The organism is Ruegeria sp. CG8 (genome assembly GCF_056537165.1).
The window spans coordinates 78,378-95,401 of the sequence record NZ_JBQFRA010000002.1 but is presented as its reverse complement, the minus strand read 5'-3'; the positions used below and the strand labels follow the sequence as shown (position 1 = coordinate 95,401).

General features: G+C 61.3%; 17 protein-coding genes and 1 tRNA gene. 6 read left to right on the top strand and 12 right to left on the bottom strand.

The genetic code is table 11. From position 1 onward, the window contains the following. Window positions 1-26: 26 nt before the first annotated feature. Window positions 27-2,069, top strand: a complete 2,043-nt coding sequence (locus ACR0EF_RS06420; RefSeq protein ID WP_170370529.1) for a ComEC/Rec2 family competence protein — start codon at window positions 27-29, stop codon at window positions 2,067-2,069. Here ACR0EF_RS06420 and lexA read toward each other — a convergent pair. From lexA to ACR0EF_RS06390, 6 genes are all read right to left on the bottom strand, one after another. Beyond that, on the bottom strand, window positions 2,053-2,751 hold the full coding sequence (lexA, locus tag ACR0EF_RS06415) for a transcriptional repressor LexA (protein WP_170338965.1): 699 nt from the start codon (window positions 2,749-2,751) through the stop codon (window positions 2,053-2,055). The genes ACR0EF_RS06420 and lexA overlap by 17 nt on opposite strands. 80 nt (window positions 2,752-2,831) lie before the next feature. Then, window positions 2,832-4,004 (bottom strand): molybdopterin molybdotransferase MoeA, encoded by a 1,173-nt coding sequence (locus tag ACR0EF_RS06410; protein WP_170373323.1) that lies wholly within the window; start codon window positions 4,002-4,004, stop codon window positions 2,832-2,834. Next, window positions 4,001-4,474 (bottom strand): cyclic pyranopterin monophosphate synthase MoaC, encoded by a 474-nt coding sequence (gene moaC, locus ACR0EF_RS06405; RefSeq protein WP_170338969.1) that lies wholly within the window; start codon window positions 4,472-4,474, stop codon window positions 4,001-4,003. Before moaC ends, ACR0EF_RS06410 begins: the two co-directional genes overlap by 4 nt. Then, window positions 4,474-5,286 carry an indole-3-glycerol phosphate synthase TrpC gene (trpC, locus tag ACR0EF_RS06400; protein WP_170338444.1) on the bottom strand — a complete coding sequence of 271 codons (813 nt, stop codon included), beginning with the start codon at window positions 5,284-5,286 and terminating at the stop codon, window positions 4,474-4,476. The genes moaC and trpC overlap by 1 nt, the downstream gene beginning before the upstream one ends. After that, window positions 5,283-6,302 (bottom strand): anthranilate phosphoribosyltransferase, encoded by a 1,020-nt coding sequence (gene trpD, locus ACR0EF_RS06395; RefSeq protein WP_170363388.1) that lies wholly within the window; start codon window positions 6,300-6,302, stop codon window positions 5,283-5,285. The genes trpC and trpD overlap by 4 nt, the downstream gene beginning before the upstream one ends. Continuing rightward, entirely contained in the window at window positions 6,299-6,880 is a 582-nt protein-coding gene (locus ACR0EF_RS06390; RefSeq protein WP_170338975.1) for an anthranilate synthase component II, read from the bottom strand. Before ACR0EF_RS06390 ends, trpD begins: the two co-directional genes overlap by 4 nt. Before the next feature lie 196 nt (window positions 6,881-7,076). On the opposite strand from ACR0EF_RS06390, the gene ACR0EF_RS06385 reads away from it, so the two are divergent. Further along, on the top strand, window positions 7,077-8,540 hold the full coding sequence (locus ACR0EF_RS06385) for a divergent polysaccharide deacetylase family protein (RefSeq protein WP_170338976.1): 1,464 nt from the start codon (window positions 7,077-7,079) through the stop codon (window positions 8,538-8,540). Between the two features lie 46 nt (window positions 8,541-8,586). Here ACR0EF_RS06385 and trpE read toward each other — a convergent pair whose 3' ends face one another. The 5 genes from trpE to fabI form a co-directional block, all read right to left on the bottom strand. Beyond that, complete coding sequence (gene trpE / locus ACR0EF_RS06380) at window positions 8,587-10,098, bottom strand: anthranilate synthase component I (protein WP_170338978.1); 1,512 nt, start codon at window positions 10,096-10,098, stop codon at window positions 8,587-8,589. 11 nt (window positions 10,099-10,109) lie between these two features. Then, window positions 10,110-11,951 carry a peptidyl-prolyl cis-trans isomerase gene (locus ACR0EF_RS06375; protein WP_170338981.1) on the bottom strand — a complete coding sequence of 614 codons (1,842 nt, stop codon included), beginning with the start codon at window positions 11,949-11,951 and terminating at the stop codon, window positions 10,110-10,112. An 81-nt stretch (window positions 11,952-12,032) separates the two neighbouring features. Beyond that, entirely contained in the window at window positions 12,033-13,208 is a 1,176-nt protein-coding gene (locus tag ACR0EF_RS06370) for an aminotransferase (RefSeq protein ID WP_170370523.1), read from the bottom strand. 40 nt (window positions 13,209-13,248) lie between these two features. After that, complete coding sequence (gpt, locus tag ACR0EF_RS06365; protein ID WP_170359094.1) at window positions 13,249-13,758, bottom strand: xanthine phosphoribosyltransferase; 510 nt, start codon at window positions 13,756-13,758, stop codon at window positions 13,249-13,251. A 4-nt stretch (window positions 13,759-13,762) separates the two neighbouring features. Beyond that, the gene (gene fabI, locus ACR0EF_RS06360) at window positions 13,763-14,569 is read right to left on the bottom strand and encodes an enoyl-ACP reductase FabI (RefSeq protein ID WP_170370522.1); all 807 of its coding nucleotides are present in this window, start codon (window positions 14,567-14,569) and stop codon (window positions 13,763-13,765) included. Between the two features lie 135 nt (window positions 14,570-14,704). Here fabI and pdxH point away from each other — a divergent pair, with 135 nt between their 5' ends. From pdxH to ACR0EF_RS06340, 4 genes are all read left to right on the top strand, one after another. After that, complete coding sequence (gene pdxH, locus ACR0EF_RS06355) at window positions 14,705-15,310, top strand: pyridoxamine 5'-phosphate oxidase (protein WP_170338455.1); 606 nt, start codon at window positions 14,705-14,707, stop codon at window positions 15,308-15,310. 121 nt (window positions 15,311-15,431) lie between these two features. Then, window positions 15,432-15,959 (top strand): cold-shock protein, encoded by a 528-nt coding sequence (locus ACR0EF_RS06350; RefSeq protein ID WP_093962172.1) that lies wholly within the window; start codon window positions 15,432-15,434, stop codon window positions 15,957-15,959. 12 nt (window positions 15,960-15,971) lie between these two features. Further along, window positions 15,972-16,433, top strand: a complete 462-nt coding sequence (locus tag ACR0EF_RS06345; protein WP_093962171.1) for a DUF192 domain-containing protein — start codon at window positions 15,972-15,974, stop codon at window positions 16,431-16,433. Window positions 16,434-16,476: 43 nt separating this feature from the next. Next, a tRNA-Pro gene (locus ACR0EF_RS06340) sits at window positions 16,477-16,553 on the top strand. A 6-nt stretch (window positions 16,554-16,559) separates the two neighbouring features. On the opposite strand, the gene ACR0EF_RS06335 is transcribed toward ACR0EF_RS06340, so the two are convergent. Next, window positions 16,560-17,000: a hypothetical protein gene (locus ACR0EF_RS06335; RefSeq protein ID WP_367646430.1), complete on the bottom strand. Its 441-nt coding sequence runs from the start codon at window positions 16,998-17,000 to the stop codon at window positions 16,560-16,562. Window positions 17,001-17,024 lie beyond the last annotated feature (24 nt).

Genomic DNA, 17,024 nt, shown 5'->3' with positions numbered 1-17,024 from the left:
AACGAGCCTCAAGGACGGGGGCAACCATGCGTGTTGTGGCGTGGGTCGAAGGTGCGTTGCTAAACCAGCGAGGGCACCTTTTGCCTTGGTCTCCGGTTTGTCTGGCCATCGGCATAGGCCTGTATTTCGCAATCCGATTCGAGCCGGATGCGCGGACTTATTCGGGCCTGTCCGGGTTGGCCCTGCTTGCCATTTGGGCCAGCCGCCGGATGTCGTCTGCCTGGGCTCCGTTGGCAATAGGGGGGGCGCTGGTCGCCGTTGGGTTCATCCTGGCGGGTGCTCGCGCTCACATGGTTGCAGAGCCGGTTTTGAAATGGCGCTATTACGGCCCGGTTGAGGGGAGGGTCGTGGCGTTGGATCGCTCTGCTTCGGATGCGCTGCGGGTTACGCTGGACCAGGTACGGATCGGGGACGTGCCGTCGGACCAAGCCCCGCGGCGCATCCGACTTTCGTTGCATGGCGACCATGTACCGATTGTGCCAGGGCAACGCGTTATGACGACGGCCCATCTGTCACCGCCGCAAGGCCCCGTCGAGCCTGGCGGCTTTGATTTTCGCAGACACGCCTGGTTTCAGCGCTTGGGCGCGGTCGGATACGCGCGCACGCCAGTGGTCACCGCCGCTCCGTCCCGCTTTGAGGCCGGGGTGCGTGTCGCTGCCGTGCGCATGGCCATTTCCGACAGAGTGAGAGAAGTGCTGCCAGGTGATGTCGGCGGCTTTGCCGCAGCTGTTTCGACCGGGGATCGCAGCGGCATCAGCGCCGCCGCTTTGGACAATTTGCGCGCGTCGAACCTTGCCCATCTGCTTGCAATCTCCGGCCTGCATATGGGGTTGTTGACGGGGTTCGTCTTTGTGACTTGCCGGGTGCTGCTTGCGGCCTTGCCCGCCTTGGCGTTGCGGTGGCCGGTTCGCAAGGTTGCCGCGGTCTGCGCGCTGATCGCTGCAACGCTCTATCTGTTGCTTTCTGGGGGCAATGTCGCGACCGAGCGCGCCTTCGTGATGGTATCGGTTCTGTTTGGGGCGGTTTTGATCGATCGGCGTGCCATATCTTTGCGGGCCGTCGCGGTTGCGGCGCTGTTGGTGCTGTTTCTTCGCCCCGAATCATTGCTCAGCCCCGGATTTCAGATGTCCTTTGCCGCCACGACAGCACTGGTCGCGGTTTTCGGTGCCCTTCGCGACGTTGAGGTTCCAAGAGTGCCCAAGTGGTTGCGCCCGGTGGGTGGGCTTCTGTGCTCCTCGGCGGTCGCTGGTTTGGCGACGGCCCCAATTGGTGCGGCACATTTCAACATGGTGTCGCACTACGGCTTGCTGGCCAACACCCTGTCCGTGCCGGTTGTGGGATCCGTCGTGGTTCCCTCGGCAGTTCTGGCAGCGATCCTCGCGCCTTTCGGGCTCGAGGCCGTTGCGATCCATGTGATGGGTATCGGACTGGCGTGGATCCTGGCCGTCTCGGACTGGGTGTCCGGCCTGGATGGTGCACGGGGCTTCGTTGCCAGCTCGCCCGGTTTTGTCCTGCCGCTGTTTTCCTTGGGTGCGCTGTGGGTCATTTTGTGGCAGGGACGCAGCCGCTGGGTCGGAGTTTTTCCGATGGCGTTCGCCGCAGTATTCTGGGGACAAGGCCAGCGGCCCGAGGTGCTGATCGCCGATTCAGGTGGTTTGGTCGGGGTGATGACCGAGAAGGGCCGCGCGTTGAGCAAGGAAAAAGGCGCTGGGTTCGTCGCTTCGGTCTGGCTTGAAAACGATGGAGACGGAGCAACCCAGCCGGAGGCTGCGGGCCGGTGGCCATCGGCCCCAGATCTTGTTCAGCGATATCCTTTGGAGGATTTCCAGCTGGTCCACATCACGGGCAAGCGCGCGGCGCAGCAGGTCACCGTTTGCCGACCGGGCGAACTCGTGGTTTCTGCCGTGCCGATCAAACTGACCGGTGACTGCGCCGTTTTTGATCCTGACCGACTGCGAAAGACCGGGAGCCTTGCGATCCGCCAAGGAAAGCTGTTCAGCAGCGCTGATGCGACGGGGCCGCGCCTTTGGTCACCGGCTCGGCCTGACGGCTTCAGTAAGTCCGAATAAGTCCGACGAGACGCCCTTGAACCTTAACCTTGTCCTCGGGCAATACCCGCGTTTCGTAAGCGGGGTTGGCGGCCTCGAGCGCGATCGCCTGGCCGCGCCGGAAGAACCTTTTGAGGGTTGCTTCCTGGTCTTCGACCAAAGCCACGACGATGTCGCCATTGTCTGCCGACGATGTTTCGCGGATGACGACCACGTCCCCGTCATTGATACCGGCGTCGATCATGGAGTCTCCGCGCACCTCAAGGGCATAGTGTTCGCCACGGCCCGATACCATCGTGCCCGGTACCGCAACATGATGGGAAACGTGGCTGATCGCCTCGATCGGAACACCGGCGGCAATTCTGCCCATCACTGGAAGTTCGAGAGCGTCCACCGACACAGGCTCGACATTGGCGGGGCGGGGCAAGCTGGGCTTGTCACCTTCGATCACGCGGGGCGTGAAGCCGGCGGTCGGCTCGCCTCCCAGACTTTCGGGCAGTTTCACGATCTCGATCGCGCGCGCCCTGTGGGCGAGACGCCGGATGAACCCACGCTCTTCCAGCGCGGTGATCAACCGATGGATGCCGGATTTGGATCTCAGGTCCAACGCCGTTTTCATTTCGTCAAAGCTGGGTGGAACACCGTCCGCCTGAACGCGTTTGTGGATGAATTCCAGCAAATCCAATTGCTTCTTGGTCAGCATCGCTCACACCTCGTTGCCCATGCGTTTTCTTTTGTTCTACGCATGTTCACGTTTTGTGTCAATGGATTTGCCGACTGAACCTAGATGGGCAGGTAGGACACCGTTTCCCCCGCAGCCCGCGCGGGATCGTTTGGAGGGCGCATCAGCAAGGCGTTCGACCGCGCCAGAACGCTGAGCAGCGAACTGTCCTGATCCTCGAATGCGCGTATCCCATTGCTTTCCAATCGAGCGCGCATGTAATGCTCGCGCGGGCCGTTCGGTGGCAGGGCTTCCGACAGGATGGCCTGATGGAGAATCGGATCAACAGTCTGGATGCCAAGCATCTTTTTGACCAAGGGGATCAGGAAGAGATATCCGCAAACCATCGCGCTGACTGGGTTGCCGGGCAACCCGATCATCGCCGCATCACCCAGCCGCCCCGCCATCAGTGGTTTGCCGGGGCGCATCAGGACCTTGTAGAAGGATTGTTCGAGCCCCAGCCGTTGCGATGCTTCGGCCACAAGGTCGTAGTCTCCCACCGACGCTCCGCCAATTGTCACGACCAGATCGGAGCCTTCGGCCAAGCCAAATGCGGTTTCCAGCGATGACAGTGTGTCTTGTGCCACTGGCAACATGCGAACATGTGCGCCAGCATTCTCAAGCAATGCTTTGATGCCAAACGAGTTCGAGGCAATGATCTGGTCAGGTCCCGGAGTTTCGCCCGGCGTGACCAGCTCGTTTCCCGTGGCGATCAGCGCGATCTGGGGTTTGGTGGCCACGGAGACGGTCGGAACATTCATCGCCGCCAGCAATGCAAGATCCTCAGGCGAGAGGACTCGCGGTGCACTAACCGTATCGCCGATGGTGAAGTCCACGCCTGCCAGTCGGATGTTGGTTTTTTGGCCGGGTTCTTCCGTGATCGTCAACAGATCGCCGCGCAGGTCGGTATCTTCCTGGATGACGACGAAATCTGCCCCGTCGGGGACCGGAGCCCCGGTGAAGATCCGAACCGCCTGGCCCGGGCCAACCGTGCCGGTGAAACGCTGGCCAGCGGCGGCCTCACCGATGACCTTGAACATCGCGTGACGTTCCACTTCGGCTGACTTCAGCGCATATCCATCCATTGAAGAGGCGGCAAAAGGGGGTTGGTCCCGCTCGGCTTTGACATCCCGCATCAGCACTCGACCGGCCGCGTCAGCAAGCGCAATCTGCTCTTCGGGCATGGTGGCTACCAGGCCGAACAGCAACTGTCGGGCTTCTTCAACCGTTATCATTTCGCCTCGTAACGACCTGACTTACCGCCATCTTTCAGCAGAACGCGGATCCCCCCAATTTCCATCGCCTTGTCAACGGCCTTGGCCATGTCATAGACGGTCAGCGCCGCGGTAGACACGGCTGTCAGGGCCTCCATCTCGACACCAGTCTGACCGGTGGTCTTGACCGTCGCTTCGATCTGCACGCCGGGCAGGTCCGGGTCCAACGTCAGGTCAACCGACACCTTGGTGACAGGCAAGGGATGGCACAGCGGAATCAGGTCCGGTGTCTTCTTTGCCCCCATGATCCCGGCCAACCGGGCAACCCCCAGAACATCGCCCTTCTTCGCGCGGCCTTCGGAAATGATTTCAAAGGTTTGTTGCGCCATTTTTACGTAACCCGCGGCAACGGCGACGCGGTTTGTCGTGTCCTTGTCCGATACATCGACCATATGGGCCTGGCCGTCGCTGTCAAAATGCGTCAGGGGCATCACATGACCCCCGGCACCAGCGGGTTCGACAAAATGTGACGGGTTGCGGCGGCGACGTCCTGCTGCCGCATCAGGCTTTCTCCGATCAGGAAACACCGGGCACCATAGCGGGCGATATCCGCAAGGTCTTCCGGGGTGTTCAGCCCGCTTTCGCACACGATCATGCGATCAGCGGGAACCAGCTTGGACAAACGACGAGTGGTATCAAGCGAGGTCTCGAACGTCTTGAGATTGCGGTTGTTTATCCCGATGAGAGGGCTTTTGAGATCGGCCGCGCGCTCAAGCTCGGCCTCGTCATGTACCTCGATCAGGACATCCATGTCCCAGTCAAACGCGGTCTGTTCCAGTTCGGCGGCTTGCTGATCGTCGACTGATGCCATGATGATCAGGATACAGTCGGCACCCAGCGCCCGCGCTTCGACCACTTGATAGGGATCATACATGAAGTCCTTGCGCAGTGCCGGCAGCGAGCATGCAGCCCGGGCGGCGGTCAGGAACTCCTTGGCACCCTGAAAGCTGGGTGTGTCGGTCAAAACCGAGAGGCAGGCGGCGCCACCTTCTTCATAGGCTTTTGCCAGCGCGGGCGGATCGAAATCCTCACGGATCAAACCCTTGGACGGGCTTGCCTTCTTGATTTCGGCGATCAGGCCATAACCGCGGCGACTTGCCGTGCGCAGAGCCTCCACAAAGCCGCGCGTTTCAGACGCTTCGCGGGCTTGTTGCTCGACCTCGTCCAGGGGAACTTGGGCTTTGTCGGCGGCGACTTCTTCCAGCTTGTAGGCCTTGATCTTGTCCAGAACGGTTTCGGTCATGCGGCTTCCTGTGTGAGTTGTGCCAGAGCAGCAATCTTGTCTTTCGCCTTGCCGCTGTCGATGCTTTCGGCGGCCATTTCGACGCCTTGTTTCAGGTCCGGTGCAGCTTCGGCGACCACAAGGGCCGCAGCCGCGTTCAGCAGGACCGCATCCCGGTAGGCCGACGGCGCGCCATCCAGCAATGCGCGGAACGCGACGGCGTTTTCCTCGGGTGTTCCGCCCAGAATATCTTCAAACGGATGAACCGGCAGGCCCGCATCTTCGGGATGCAGTTCGACCTCTTTCACCCGTCCGTCCTCAAGCGACGCGACCCAGCTGATGCCAGTAATCGTCATCTCGTCGGTCCCGTCCGAGCCATGTACCAGCCAGGCGTGCTCGGCCCCGAGCAGACCAAGGGTTTCCGCCATCGGTCGGATCAGGTCGCGGCTGAAGGCTCCGGTCAGCTGCCGCTTGACACCGGCGGGGTTGGTCAGGGGGCCAAGGATGTTGAAGATGGTTCGGGTACCAAGCTCTTGCCGGGTGGGCATGACATGGGCGATGGCCGGGTGATGCATGGGCGCCATCATGAACCCGATGCCGACGGTCTGCAAAGCCTTTTCAACGACTTGCGGCCCGACCATCACGTTGATTCCCATCTGTCCCAATGCGTCGGCGGCCCCGGATTTCGAGCTGAGATTCCGGTTGCCGTGCTTGGCCACGGTCACGCCCGCGCCAGCCACGACAAAAGCCGTTGCGGTCGAGATATTGAGCGTGCCTTTCCCGTCACCGCCGGTTCCAACGATGTCGATCGCGCCAGATGGCGCTTTGACCGCGTTGCATTTCGCGCGCATCACGGCGGCGGCGGCGGCATATTCCTCGACCGTTTCGCCGCGCGTCCGCATGGCCATCAACAGACCGCCGATCTGGCTGGGCGTGGCGCGACCCTCAAACAGGATCTCAAAGGCCTGTTCGGCTTCGGCACGGGTCAGGGCGCGATCGGCCGCAGCTCCGATCAGCGGTTTCAGCGCGTCACTCATGCGGGGACTTTCATTTCGTTCAGGAAATTCTTTAGCAGAGCGTGGCCGTGTTCCGAGGCGATCGATTCCGGGTGGAATTGAACACCGTGGATCGGCAGCTCTTTGTGTTGCAGGCCCATGATGGTGCCGTCTTCCAACTCTGCCGTGATTTCGAGGCAATCGGGCAGGGTATCCCGATCGACGACCAGTGAGTGGTAGCGGGTCGCTTCAAACGGTGACGGCAGGCCGGCGAACAGGCCTTTGCCAGTGTGATGCATGGTTCCCATTTTGCCGTGCACGATTTCGTGGCACCGCACGACCTTGCCGCCAAAGGCCTGACCAATGGTCTGGTGACCCAGACATACACCCATCAAAGGCGTGCGCGTTTCCGCAGCTGCCTCGGTCAGCGCGAGGCAGATCCCGGCCTGGTCCGGATCACAAGGGCCGGGGCTCAGCAAGATGCCGGCGGGGTTCATGGCCATCGCTTCCTGCACATCCAGCGCATCATTGCGGCGCACGACCATTTCCGCGCCCAATTCGCCCAAATAGTGGACAAGGTTGTAGGTAAACGAGTCGTAGTTGTCGATCAGCAGCAGCATTTGGCACTTGTCTTGTGTTTGGGCAATTCGGACTGGCGATACAGCCCCGCGCCACGGTATAGTGTTGGGACATACATGCTCAGGCTTGTGCGGCAGCGTCAAGGGGACAACCCCAACAAGGCGACCGGACGGGTGAGTGCCGCAAAGACGGTGCACGGGCTGCCGAGGCAGGATGAAAGACGAGAGGCAAGAACAGATGGGCGGATTTATCGGTGGACTGATCGCCGGCGCGGTCGTTGTGTTGGTTCTGGGCGCAGTGCTTTCCCTGAACACGCCACTTGGCAGCAAACCGGATATTCAGACAGCGGCGCCAGCGGCGGCGGAAGCCGATCTGCCCAAGGCGGATACGGAAGTGCAGGGCGCTGGTCCGGATTCCGATCTTGTCGAAATCGCACCACGAGCGCTTGAGGCACTGGACGATACGGCGGATGGGTCCACTGGACTGGATGGCATTCAGGCCGAGCCGGATGATCGTCCGCAGGTCGGTGACACCGTGGCAGGCTTGAACGACCCGGGTGCGGGAGACGCCGCTTCGGTCGATGTGACGACCGACGCGCCAGCCGCACCCCCGGCGCCTGGACCGGTTCCGTCCAGTCCGGACGAGGAGGTCCAGCCCGTTACCGTGGACGCGACACCGCCGGCCGCACCACAGCCCCCGGTGCAAGAGGTCACGGCCGGCGAGCCAGAGACCGCCGAACCAGAGACCACGGCAAATGCGGAACCTGAAGCGACCCCCGAGCCGGAAACAGCCGCGCTGCCGTCGACACCTGAGCCGGATCAACCGACTGGAACCGGCGACAGCCCGATCGCGGTCGAGGGGGACGAAGACACGCAGCCCCGCAAACGGGCCCGGATCGCGGCCTTGCCCCAGATCGGCGGCGAACAGGCAACGGCCTCATCTTCGATTGCCGGCAAACGCGTGATCCCGCTGACCGAACGCGATGATGCCCCAGCCGATCAGCCGGCAGAGGGTGAGGGCATGCCCGGTAAGCCGATCGATGCTTATGCCGCCGCCTTTGACAACCCGGATGCCAAACCTCTGATGTCGATCATCCTGATCGATGACGAAGGTGCGTTCGGGGCTGAGGCGCTGAAGGATTTTCCGTATCCCCTAAGCTTTGCGGTCAGCCCTTCGGATCCGCAAGCGGCGGAGAAGATGAAGCGCTATCGCGAGGCTGGGTTCGAAGTTCTGGCCTTGACCGACCTGCCAAAGGCGGCCAGCGCGCAGGATGCCGAAGTTTCGCTGGCGGTCTGGCTCGAAACCTTGCCTGAAACCGTTGGCCTGCTTGAGGGCGTGAACACCGGGATACAGGGCAACCGCAAGTTGGCCGATCAAGTGGCTGCCATCGCGGCAGGAACTGGCCGTGGGCTGGTCGTGCAGGACAACGGGTTGAACACCGTTCAAAAGCTGGCCGCGCGGAACGGCATTCCATCCAGTGTGGTGTTCCGCGACATCGACGGTGCGCGTCAGGATCCAACGGTCATGCGCCGGTTCCTGGACCAGGCCGCATTTCGTGCCGGGCAGGAAGGCGCAGTTGTGATGTTGGGCCGATTGCGGCCCGAGACAATTTCGGCGTTGTTGCTCTGGGGGCTTGAGGATCGCGGCAACCGAGTTGCCCTGGCCCCGATCTCGGCGGTGATGAAAAGCCAGATCCAGTAATCAGTGAAGAAAAAGAAGAAAAGGCGGCCAGATTGGCCGCCTTTTTTTATGAATTCCCGGATCCGGTGAACCGCGCCGCATCCGCCGCAGCTCGCCTGATGGCATTCGATTTGTGCACGGTTTCCATGTATTCGGCCTCGGGGTCGCTGTCATAGACGACACCACCACCGGCCTGGATATACAGTTTCTGGTCCTTCACGATGGCCGTACGCAGCGCGATGCACATGTCCATGTCGCCACCGGCGCTGAAATAGCCGACACCGCCGCCGTAGACACCGCGCTTTTCGGGTTCCAACTCGTCGATGATCTGCATCGCCCGGACCTTCGGTGCGCCTGACACCGTGCCCGCAGGCATCCCGGCAAAGAAGGCGTCCAGGGCATCCTTGTCGTCGGCCAACTCGCCCACAACGTTCGACACGATGTGCATCACGTGGCTGTAGCGCTCAATGATGAATTCCTCGGTCGGGCGGACGGTGCCGATTTTGGACACGCGTCCTGTGTCGTTGCGGCCCAGGTCCAGCAGCATGAGGTGCTCGGCCAGTTCCTTTTTGTCGGCCAGCAAATCCAGCTCGTTCGCCTTGTCCTCTTCGGGGGTGGCACCGCGAGGACGTGTTCCGGCGATCGGCCGGATGGTCACTTCGTTGCCGAACACGCGCACGAGTATCTCGGGGCTGGCGCCGATCACCTGGAAGCCACCGAAGTTGAAATAGAACATGAACGGCGACGGATTCGTGCGGCGCAAGGAACGATACAGCGCAAAGGGCGGCAGCGGAAAATCTTGTGTCCAGCGTTGTGCCGGAACCACCTGGAAGATGTCACCAGCCCGGATGTACTCCTTGGCCTTTTCCACGGCTTCCATGTAGCCCGACTTGGTGAAGTTGGATACCGGCGGCGCGATCTCGTGTGCTTCGCCCAGATCTCGAGACTCCGAGGGCATTGCGCGTTCCAGGTCGCGCACCGCGTCCATCACACGCTCGGCCGCCTGTGCGTAGGCGGCCTTGGCTGACTGCCCGTCGCTGGCCCAGGCCGGAGACACAATGGTGACTTCGCCTTTCACGCCGTCTAGGACCGCAACCACCGACGGACGCAGCAGTATCGCATCCGGCAGCCCCAAAGGATCGGGGTTCACATCCGGCAGGTGTTCGACAAGGCGCACCATGTCGTATCCCAGATAACCGAACAGGCCGGCGGCTGCCTGGGGCAGGTCATCGGGCAAGTCGATGCGGCTTTCGGCGAGCAGCGCACGCAGGTTGTCCATCGGGTTGCCATCTTGCGCGTCGAACGCATCCGCATCAAACCGCGCCGAACGGTTCAATTCCGAAGTTTCGCCCCGACAGCGCCAGATCAGATCGGGCTTCATCCCGATGATCGAATACCGCCCGCGAACTTCGCCTCCGGTCACCGATTCAAGGACGAAGGCGTCCTTCTGAGCGCCCGTCAGCTTGAGCATCAGCGAAACCGGCGTGTCCAGATCCGCGGCCAGACGGGTATAAACGACTTGGTTCTGTCCGGCCTCATAGGCGCGGGCAAAGCTGTCGAAATCGGGTGTCAGAGCCATTTTCGTTCCGGTCAGAAGTTGGCCTGAACCGCGTTCAGCGCGCGTTGGTCCAGGGTCGGCCGCGCGCGTGTCTGAGCGTCGCGCACATAGATGTCGAAGATGTTTTGGGCCAGTGCCTGGTTCAGCTGAGCGGCAGCGGCCTCTTGCATCAGGCGCTGTTCGTCGGATTCCGCAGGCGGAAGAACCTCGTCCAGCCGCACGATGAATGCCGCATCCGGTCCGGCGATCACGCGCAGTTCATTGGGCTCCATCTCAAAGATCTGGGTCATGAAATCGGCCGGAACGTTATCCAGAAACGCGGTGCGGGTCAGCGCGTTTTCGACACGGAATGGCAGCCCGGTCGCCGTGAAATCACCGTCGACGGCCAATTGAGTCACGATGCCGTTGGCCTGTTCCTCAAGCGCCTTGGCTGTCTGTTCCTGTACCCATGCGGCGGCGACGCGGTCGCGTGCGGACTCCAGCGGCTCGGGGCGCGGCGGCAGAACCTCATCCAGTCGCAGGGCAAAGATCGAACCATCCTCGAGGAATCCGATTTCAGGGAAGTCATCTTCGCGGACGGCCTGTGCAGCCTGGCGGAAGCCGTCATACGCGGCGATGCCGTCGTCGCTTTGACGGGTCCAGTCAATCTTGCCAAGCTCCATTTCGGTTTCGTTGGCCAATTCTTCCAGCGTGGCGCCGCCGGCCAGCATGTCGTTGATGTCTTCGGCCTGGCTTTCGATCAGGCGCCGGGCGCGTTCACCAGCCAGCTCTGCACGCAGTTCCGGTTCGGCGTCCTCAAAGCTCACGTTCTGTTCGGCCAGCGATCCGTTGACCCGGAACAGGGCCGGACCAAAGACCGAGGGCAGGGGACCCACGACCTGATCAATCTCTGCGGCAAAAACGGCATCCGCGGCCTCGCCCAAATCTTCGCGGGTCACATCACCCAGATCGACACTGCTCAGTTCAAGTTCGCGCTCGCGTACCAGCTGCTCAAAATCCGCCCCGCCGACTTCCAGCTGTGCCATCGCCGCAGTCGCCTCTTCTTCCGTGGGGTAGACCAACCGCTCAACCAGACGACGTTCGGGTTGCTGATACTGGTCCTTGCGCTGTTCATACAGGCGCTTGAGCGCGTCTTCGTCGATTTCGACCGTATCCTGCAGCATCTCCGGCGACAGGACGGCGTAGGTGATCTTTTTGGTGCGCGGCAGGGTGAACCGATCGGTATTCGCGTCGTAATACGCTTGGACCTCGGCGTCTGTCGGCTCTGGGATCGGGGTCGTCAGAGCGTCCGGCGACAGAGTTGCGACGGTAAAGCTGCGGCGAGCGAGAACATAGTCGGCCAGGGCCTTGGTCATGATCGCGGGCATTTCAACACCGTCCATCACCGCGCCTTGGACGATTGTCCGCGCTGTTTCCTTTCGCAGGTCTTCCTCGAACTCGGTTTCGGTCATGCCGATCTGTTCCAACTGGAACCGGTAGGCTTCGCGGTCAAAAGATCCGTCAGGGCCCTGAAAGGCCTGAATACCCACGATTTCCTTCTGCAGGTTGGCATCACCGATCGAAACACCCAGCTGTGCGACCTCGTTGTTCAGGGCTGCCAGCGAAACCAGACGCGCCAAGGCCCGCTGATCCAGCCCCAGCTCGCGGGCCTGTGACATCTGCATCGGTTGACCGGTCTGCGCCTCGACCGCGCGGATTTCGCGCTGTAGCTCGCGGACATAGGCATCGACCGAAACGTCCTCATCCCCGACCTGGGCGACTGTGCGAACCGTTCCGCTGAGGTTGACGGCGCCAAAACCGGCAAGACCCAGCATCAGCATGCCCATGAGAATCCAGACGAAGGTTTTGGAGAGTTTGTTAATGCCTGCGGCCATAGTGCCCTCTTGGATCTTGCGGCAGGGTTCTGCCGTGACTGTTGCGGCCCTGAATACGACGCGGGATGCCGGGGGGCAAGCTCAGAAGGACAGAGCCTGCAAGCGGTCGAACAATAGCCCGATTCCGGCGCGGTCCAGATTGGCGAAAGCAATGCGCACCTGGCGTTTCCCGGCGGGGTCGTGATCGGGCATGAACATCGTGCCCGGCAGCAGCAGAATACCGGCGTCACCGACCAATCTGCGCGCCAGTTCGTCCGACGGCATGTCGAACGGGTGTTCGAGATAGGCGAAATAGGCCCCCAGACCCAACAGCCGCCAGCCCTTGTCCGTCAGGCGGGGCATGTTCTCGGTGATTGCGGCGCGGCGATCCAGAATCTCGGCGCGTTCGCCCGCCAGCCACTGCGACAGGTTCCGCATCCCCCACAGCGCCGCGAACTGGCCCATCTGGCCGGGGCAGATGGCGACGGTGTCGAGGAATTTCTCGACCTCGGACAGCAGCGGCGCACCTGTGGCGATCGCGCCCACGCGGTGGCCGGTCAGGCGGTAGGCCTTCGAGAAGGAATAGAGATGCACCAGCGTCCGGTCCCAGTCGGGCTGCTGGAACAGCGCGTGCGGCGGGCCGCTGCGGCTGTCGAAATCACGATAGGTTTCATCGACCAGCAGGCGCAGGCCATGCTGTTGCGCCAGGTCATAGAAGGCACGGACCAGATCCGCCGGATATTCGACGCCACCCGGGTTGTTGGGCGTGACCAACGCGATCGCGCGTGTGCGCTCGCTGATCAGCGTGCGCGCCCTTTCCGGATCGGGCAGCAGGTCCGACCCGGTCGGCAGATCAACCGCCCGCACACCGGCCATGTCCAGCCACATTTTGTGGTTGAAATACCAGGGCGTTGGCAGGATGACCTCATCCTCTTGATCCGTGATCGCCGAGATGACCGAGGCAAAGGCCTGATTGCAGCCCGAGGTGATGGCTGTCTGCTCCGGCCGAACCTCGGCAGCGTAGTGATCGCCGATCTCACGCGCGAGCTCCGCGCGCAGATCGGGGTTGCCCAATACCGGACCGTAGAGATGTGCGGCGTCCTGATTGATCGCGAAATCGGCCATCGCCTGCCGCAGCGCCAAAGGCGGCGGATCAACCGGCGCCGCCTGGCTGACATTGATAAGGGGGCGGTCTTCCGAGAACCTAACCCCTTCGAGCCAACGCCGAGCCTCCATCACCGGAGGGGCGAAGGTGGCGGCGGTGCGGGTCAATGTCATCGGGTGTCCGGTCTTGCTGATTTGTGGTGGATAAGTGGGATCAGTCGGTGCCGCGATAGGGTTCGACATATTGCAGGGCCATATCCCAAGGGAAGAAGATCCAGGTGTCCTGGCTGACCTCGGTGATATAGGTGTCAACCATTGGGCGGCCCTTGGGCTTGGCATAGACCGTTGCGAAATGGGCCTTGGGGTACATCTTGCGCACCAGTTCCAGCGTCTTGCCGCTGTCAACCAGGTCGTCGATGATCAGTACGCCCTCACCATCCCCCATCAGATCGGCATCGGGGGCCTTGAGCACCTCTGCCTCGCCGCGTTCCTGATGGTGATAGGATTTGACGCTGATCGTATCGACGGTGCGGATGTCCAGCTCTCGGCTGACGATCATCGCCGGTGCCATGCCGCCGCGCGTGATCGCGACAACGGCGCGCCATGCGCCCTCATCCGGTCCCTGACCATCCAGTCGCCAGGCCAGCGCGCGGGAGTCACGGTGAATCTGGTCCCAGCTGATGTGAAAGCCTTTTTCGTGGGGCAGGCGGTCCTTTGCGCTCATGGTCTTATCCCTTTTCCACATCCGGCGCGTCGACGGCTTTCATGCCGACGATGTGATAGCCCGAGTCAACGTGCAGGTTTTCACCGGTCACGCCGCTGCTGAGGTCGGACAGAAGATAAAGGGCCGATTTGCCCACGTCATCGATGGTCACGTTGCGGCGCAGGGGAGAGTTGTACTCGTTCCACTTCATGATGTAGCGGAAGTCGCCGATGCCGCTGGCGGCGAGGGTCTTGATCGGCCCTGCCGAGATCGCGTTGATGCGGATGTTGTCCTTGCCTAGGTCCTCGGCCAGGTATTTCACCGACGCCTCGAGCGCGGCCTTGGCCACACCCATGACATTGTAGTGCGGCATGACCTGCTCAGCACCATAATAGGTCAGGGTGATGGCGCTGCCGCCGTCGGTCATCAGCTTCTCGGCGCGTTGCATCACGGCGGTGAAGGAGTAGACCGACACATCCATCGTCAGCTTGAAATTCGCGCGCGACGTATCGACATAGCGGCCGCGAAGTTCGTTCTTGTCGGAGAAACCAATGGCGTGGACGACGAAATCCAGCTTGCCCCATTTCTCTTTCAGCGCTGCGAACAGCTCATCGATCGACTCTTCGTCGCTGACGTCACAGGGCAGGACGATCTCGCTCCCCAGTTGGGCCGCCAACGGGTCGACCCGTTTTTTCAGTGCATCCCCCTGATAAGAGAAAGCCAGTTCGGCTCCGGCTTCGGACAAGGCGCGGGCGATTCCCCATGCGATTGATTTGTCATTGGCCAGTCCCATGATGAGGCCGCGCTTGCCGGCCATCAACTGATTTGACATGTTCGGTTCTCCGCCTGTCGTCGCGATGTGTTGCGTTGGTTTATGCCATTGATTGCGCTGCATCAAGGCCATGCACTCTTGCCCGGGGCGGGTTCTCGCCGTAGGGTCATGTTCAATTCGTTCCAGGGGATGGACATGAGTGAGCGAAACGGCATCTTTGCCGGTGACGATCCGTTCGTGATCGCGGCCCGTTGGTTGGCCGAGGCCGAAAAGACGGAACCGAACGATCCGAACGCGATTGCCCTGGCGACCGTGGACCCCGATGGTATGCCGAACGCACGGATGGTGTTGCTGAAGGATATCGAGGCGGACTCCTTCGTTTTCTATACCAACTATCACAGTGCCAAGGCCCAAGAGCTGGATGCGGCCGGCAAGGCCGCCTTTGTGATGCACTGGAAATCACTGCGGCGTCAGATCCGGGTTCGTGGTACAATCACCAAAGAAGACGGCCCCTTGGCCGACGAATATTATGCGTCACGCTCGCTGAAAAGCCGGCTGGGTGCCTGGGCATCGCGACAGTCGGAACCTCTGAGCAGCCGGGCTGCTCTGATGGCCGAAGTTGCGAAGGTAACGGCAAAGTTGGGATCCAATCCGCCGCGACCCGAATTCTGGGGTGGCTACAGGCTGACGCCGGTTGAAATCGAGTTTTGGGCGGATGGTGCCTTTCGGCTGCACGACAGGTTCCGCTGGCGGCGCGACCCGTCCGAGCAAAAGTGGAACGTACAGAGGTTGAATCCATGACGTTCGCGTATCGTGAAATGCAACACCCGGAAATGTCTGAATTTTTTCAGCTTGAATTTGCCCGACGTTTCCATACACATCAGACCCCTAACGACCCTTTGAATCTCGTGATGGGAACACCGTGCCAGAAGACCTGAACAGCATGTACCGCGTTCGTGGACACGTAAAATGGTTTGACCCCGCAAAGGGGTATGGCTTTGTCGTGTCCGACGATGGGGGTCCTGATATCCTGCTGCACGTGAACGTTCTGAGGAACTTCGGGCAAAGCTCGGTCGCCGATGGCGCGGGCATTGAGATCATGACTCACCGTACCGATCGTGGGGTTCAGGCGGTTGAGGTCGTGAGCATCGATCCGCCCGAGCGGGCCGACTCGGTGATGCTGGCGGATTTCGCCGAAATGGATCCCAATGAGATCGCGCATGCGCCGCTCGAGGCCGCGCGCGTCAAGTGGTTCGACAAGAGCAAGGGTTTCGGCTTTGCCAATGTCTTCGGCCGCAGCGAGGACGTGTTTTTGCATATCGAAGTTCTGCGCCGGTCCGGGTTGGCCGATCTCCAGCCGGGCGAGGCGCTGGCGATGCGGGTCATCGACGGCAAGCGGGGCCGCATGGCCGCACAAGTGCTTGCGTGGGAATCCGCGCTCAATGACTGAGCGCTGCGCGTGATGCGGATTCTGGCAGGTCTTCTTCTGAGTATTTTTCTGTCACAAGGCGCCTTTGCTGAATGCCGGTCTGACCGGGTGGACCTTCGCAATGACAAGGCACAGGTCCGGTTTCTGGTCGAATTGGCCGTTTCTCCGCAGGAGCGGGCAAAGGGTTTGATGTTCCGCGAAAGCATGCCTCAGGGCGAAGGGATGCTGTTCGTGTTCGATCCGCCCCAGCCGGTCGCATTCTGGATGAAGAACACATTGATCCCGCTGGACATGATCTTTCTGGATCGCACTGGCGTGGTGACCCGTGTTCATTCCGATGCCGTACCGGGGGATCTGACCCCGATCGAGGGCGGCGATTCGGTCTTTGCGGTTCTTGAGGTGAATGCGGGGCTTGCCGCGCGCTACTCGATCGCACCAGGCACGGTCATGCGCCACGAAATTTTTTCGCAAGGCCCTGCAATCTGGCCTTGTTAGGGCTTTTCAAATCCGAATGACGCCGTTAGGAAGGCGCACGGTCCGGGGCGTGGCGCAGTCTGGTAGCGCACCTGTTTTGGGTACAGGGGGTCGTGAGTTCGAATCTCGCCGCCCCGACCACTTTCCTTACAACGGAGTTCCACCGAAATATCGGTAGAGCCGTGTCAATTCATCATCCAGAACCGAGCTTTCGACGGGAACCTTGATCGTCGCTCCGTCCTTCTGGGGGACCAGGAAAAACAACTCGGCATCGACCCGGTAACCGGCCTGATTGCGGGTCGAAGACATGCGGCGCACCCCTTTGGGCAAGTCCTGCGGGTAACCGTCATAGTTGAGGATCAAGAACGCGGTGGTTTCCGGAGGCAGAGAGGAACGGCACTCGAAACTGCTGCGCTCGGGCCGTGTGAACCGTTCCTCCGGACCTTCGCAGCTGATCTCGAACGTGCTGAATAACTGATCGGGGTATTCGGCGAACTGAGCACTGCGTGAAGACTGTTCCGGCTCGGGCGTCGCACAAGCGGCCAGCAAGGTAAGGACCGGAAACAAACGGAAAATCGAGGTTCTCACGGCGCACTCCGTCATTTGTGTGTC

Excerpts from the sequence above, each read along its gene's own strand:
- ACR0EF_RS06420 (WP_170370529.1), top strand. The coding sequence starts at position 27 with ATGCGTGTTGTGGCGTGGGTCGAAGGTGCGTTGCTAAACCAGCGAGGG.
- lexA (WP_170338965.1), bottom strand. The coding sequence starts at position 2,751 with ATGCTGACCAAGAAGCAATTGGATTTGCTGGAATTCATCCACAAACGC.
- ACR0EF_RS06410 (WP_170373323.1), bottom strand. The coding sequence starts at position 4,004 with ATGATAACGGTTGAAGAAGCCCGACAGTTGCTGTTCGGCCTGGTAGCC.
- moaC (WP_170338969.1), bottom strand. The coding sequence starts at position 4,474 with ATGCCCCTGACGCATTTTGACAGCGACGGCCAGGCCCATATGGTCGAT.
- trpC (WP_170338444.1), bottom strand. The coding sequence starts at position 5,286 with ATGACCGAAACCGTTCTGGACAAGATCAAGGCCTACAAGCTGGAAGAA.
- trpD (WP_170363388.1), bottom strand. The coding sequence starts at position 6,302 with ATGAGTGACGCGCTGAAACCGCTGATCGGAGCTGCGGCCGATCGCGCC.
- ACR0EF_RS06390 (WP_170338975.1), bottom strand. The coding sequence starts at position 6,880 with ATGCTGCTGCTGATCGACAACTACGACTCGTTTACCTACAACCTTGTC.
- ACR0EF_RS06385 (WP_170338976.1), top strand. The coding sequence starts at position 7,077 with ATGGGCGGATTTATCGGTGGACTGATCGCCGGCGCGGTCGTTGTGTTG.
- trpE (WP_170338978.1), bottom strand. The coding sequence starts at position 10,098 with ATGGCTCTGACACCCGATTTCGACAGCTTTGCCCGCGCCTATGAGGCC.
- ACR0EF_RS06375 (WP_170338981.1), bottom strand. The coding sequence starts at position 11,951 with ATGGCCGCAGGCATTAACAAACTCTCCAAAACCTTCGTCTGGATTCTC.
- ACR0EF_RS06370 (WP_170370523.1), bottom strand. The coding sequence starts at position 13,208 with ATGACATTGACCCGCACCGCCGCCACCTTCGCCCCTCCGGTGATGGAG.
- gpt (WP_170359094.1), bottom strand. The coding sequence starts at position 13,758 with ATGAGCGCAAAGGACCGCCTGCCCCACGAAAAAGGCTTTCACATCAGC.
- fabI (WP_170370522.1), bottom strand. The coding sequence starts at position 14,569 with ATGTCAAATCAGTTGATGGCCGGCAAGCGCGGCCTCATCATGGGACTG.
- pdxH (WP_170338455.1), top strand. The coding sequence starts at position 14,705 with ATGAGTGAGCGAAACGGCATCTTTGCCGGTGACGATCCGTTCGTGATC.
- ACR0EF_RS06345 (WP_093962171.1), top strand. The coding sequence starts at position 15,972 with ATGCGGATTCTGGCAGGTCTTCTTCTGAGTATTTTTCTGTCACAAGGC.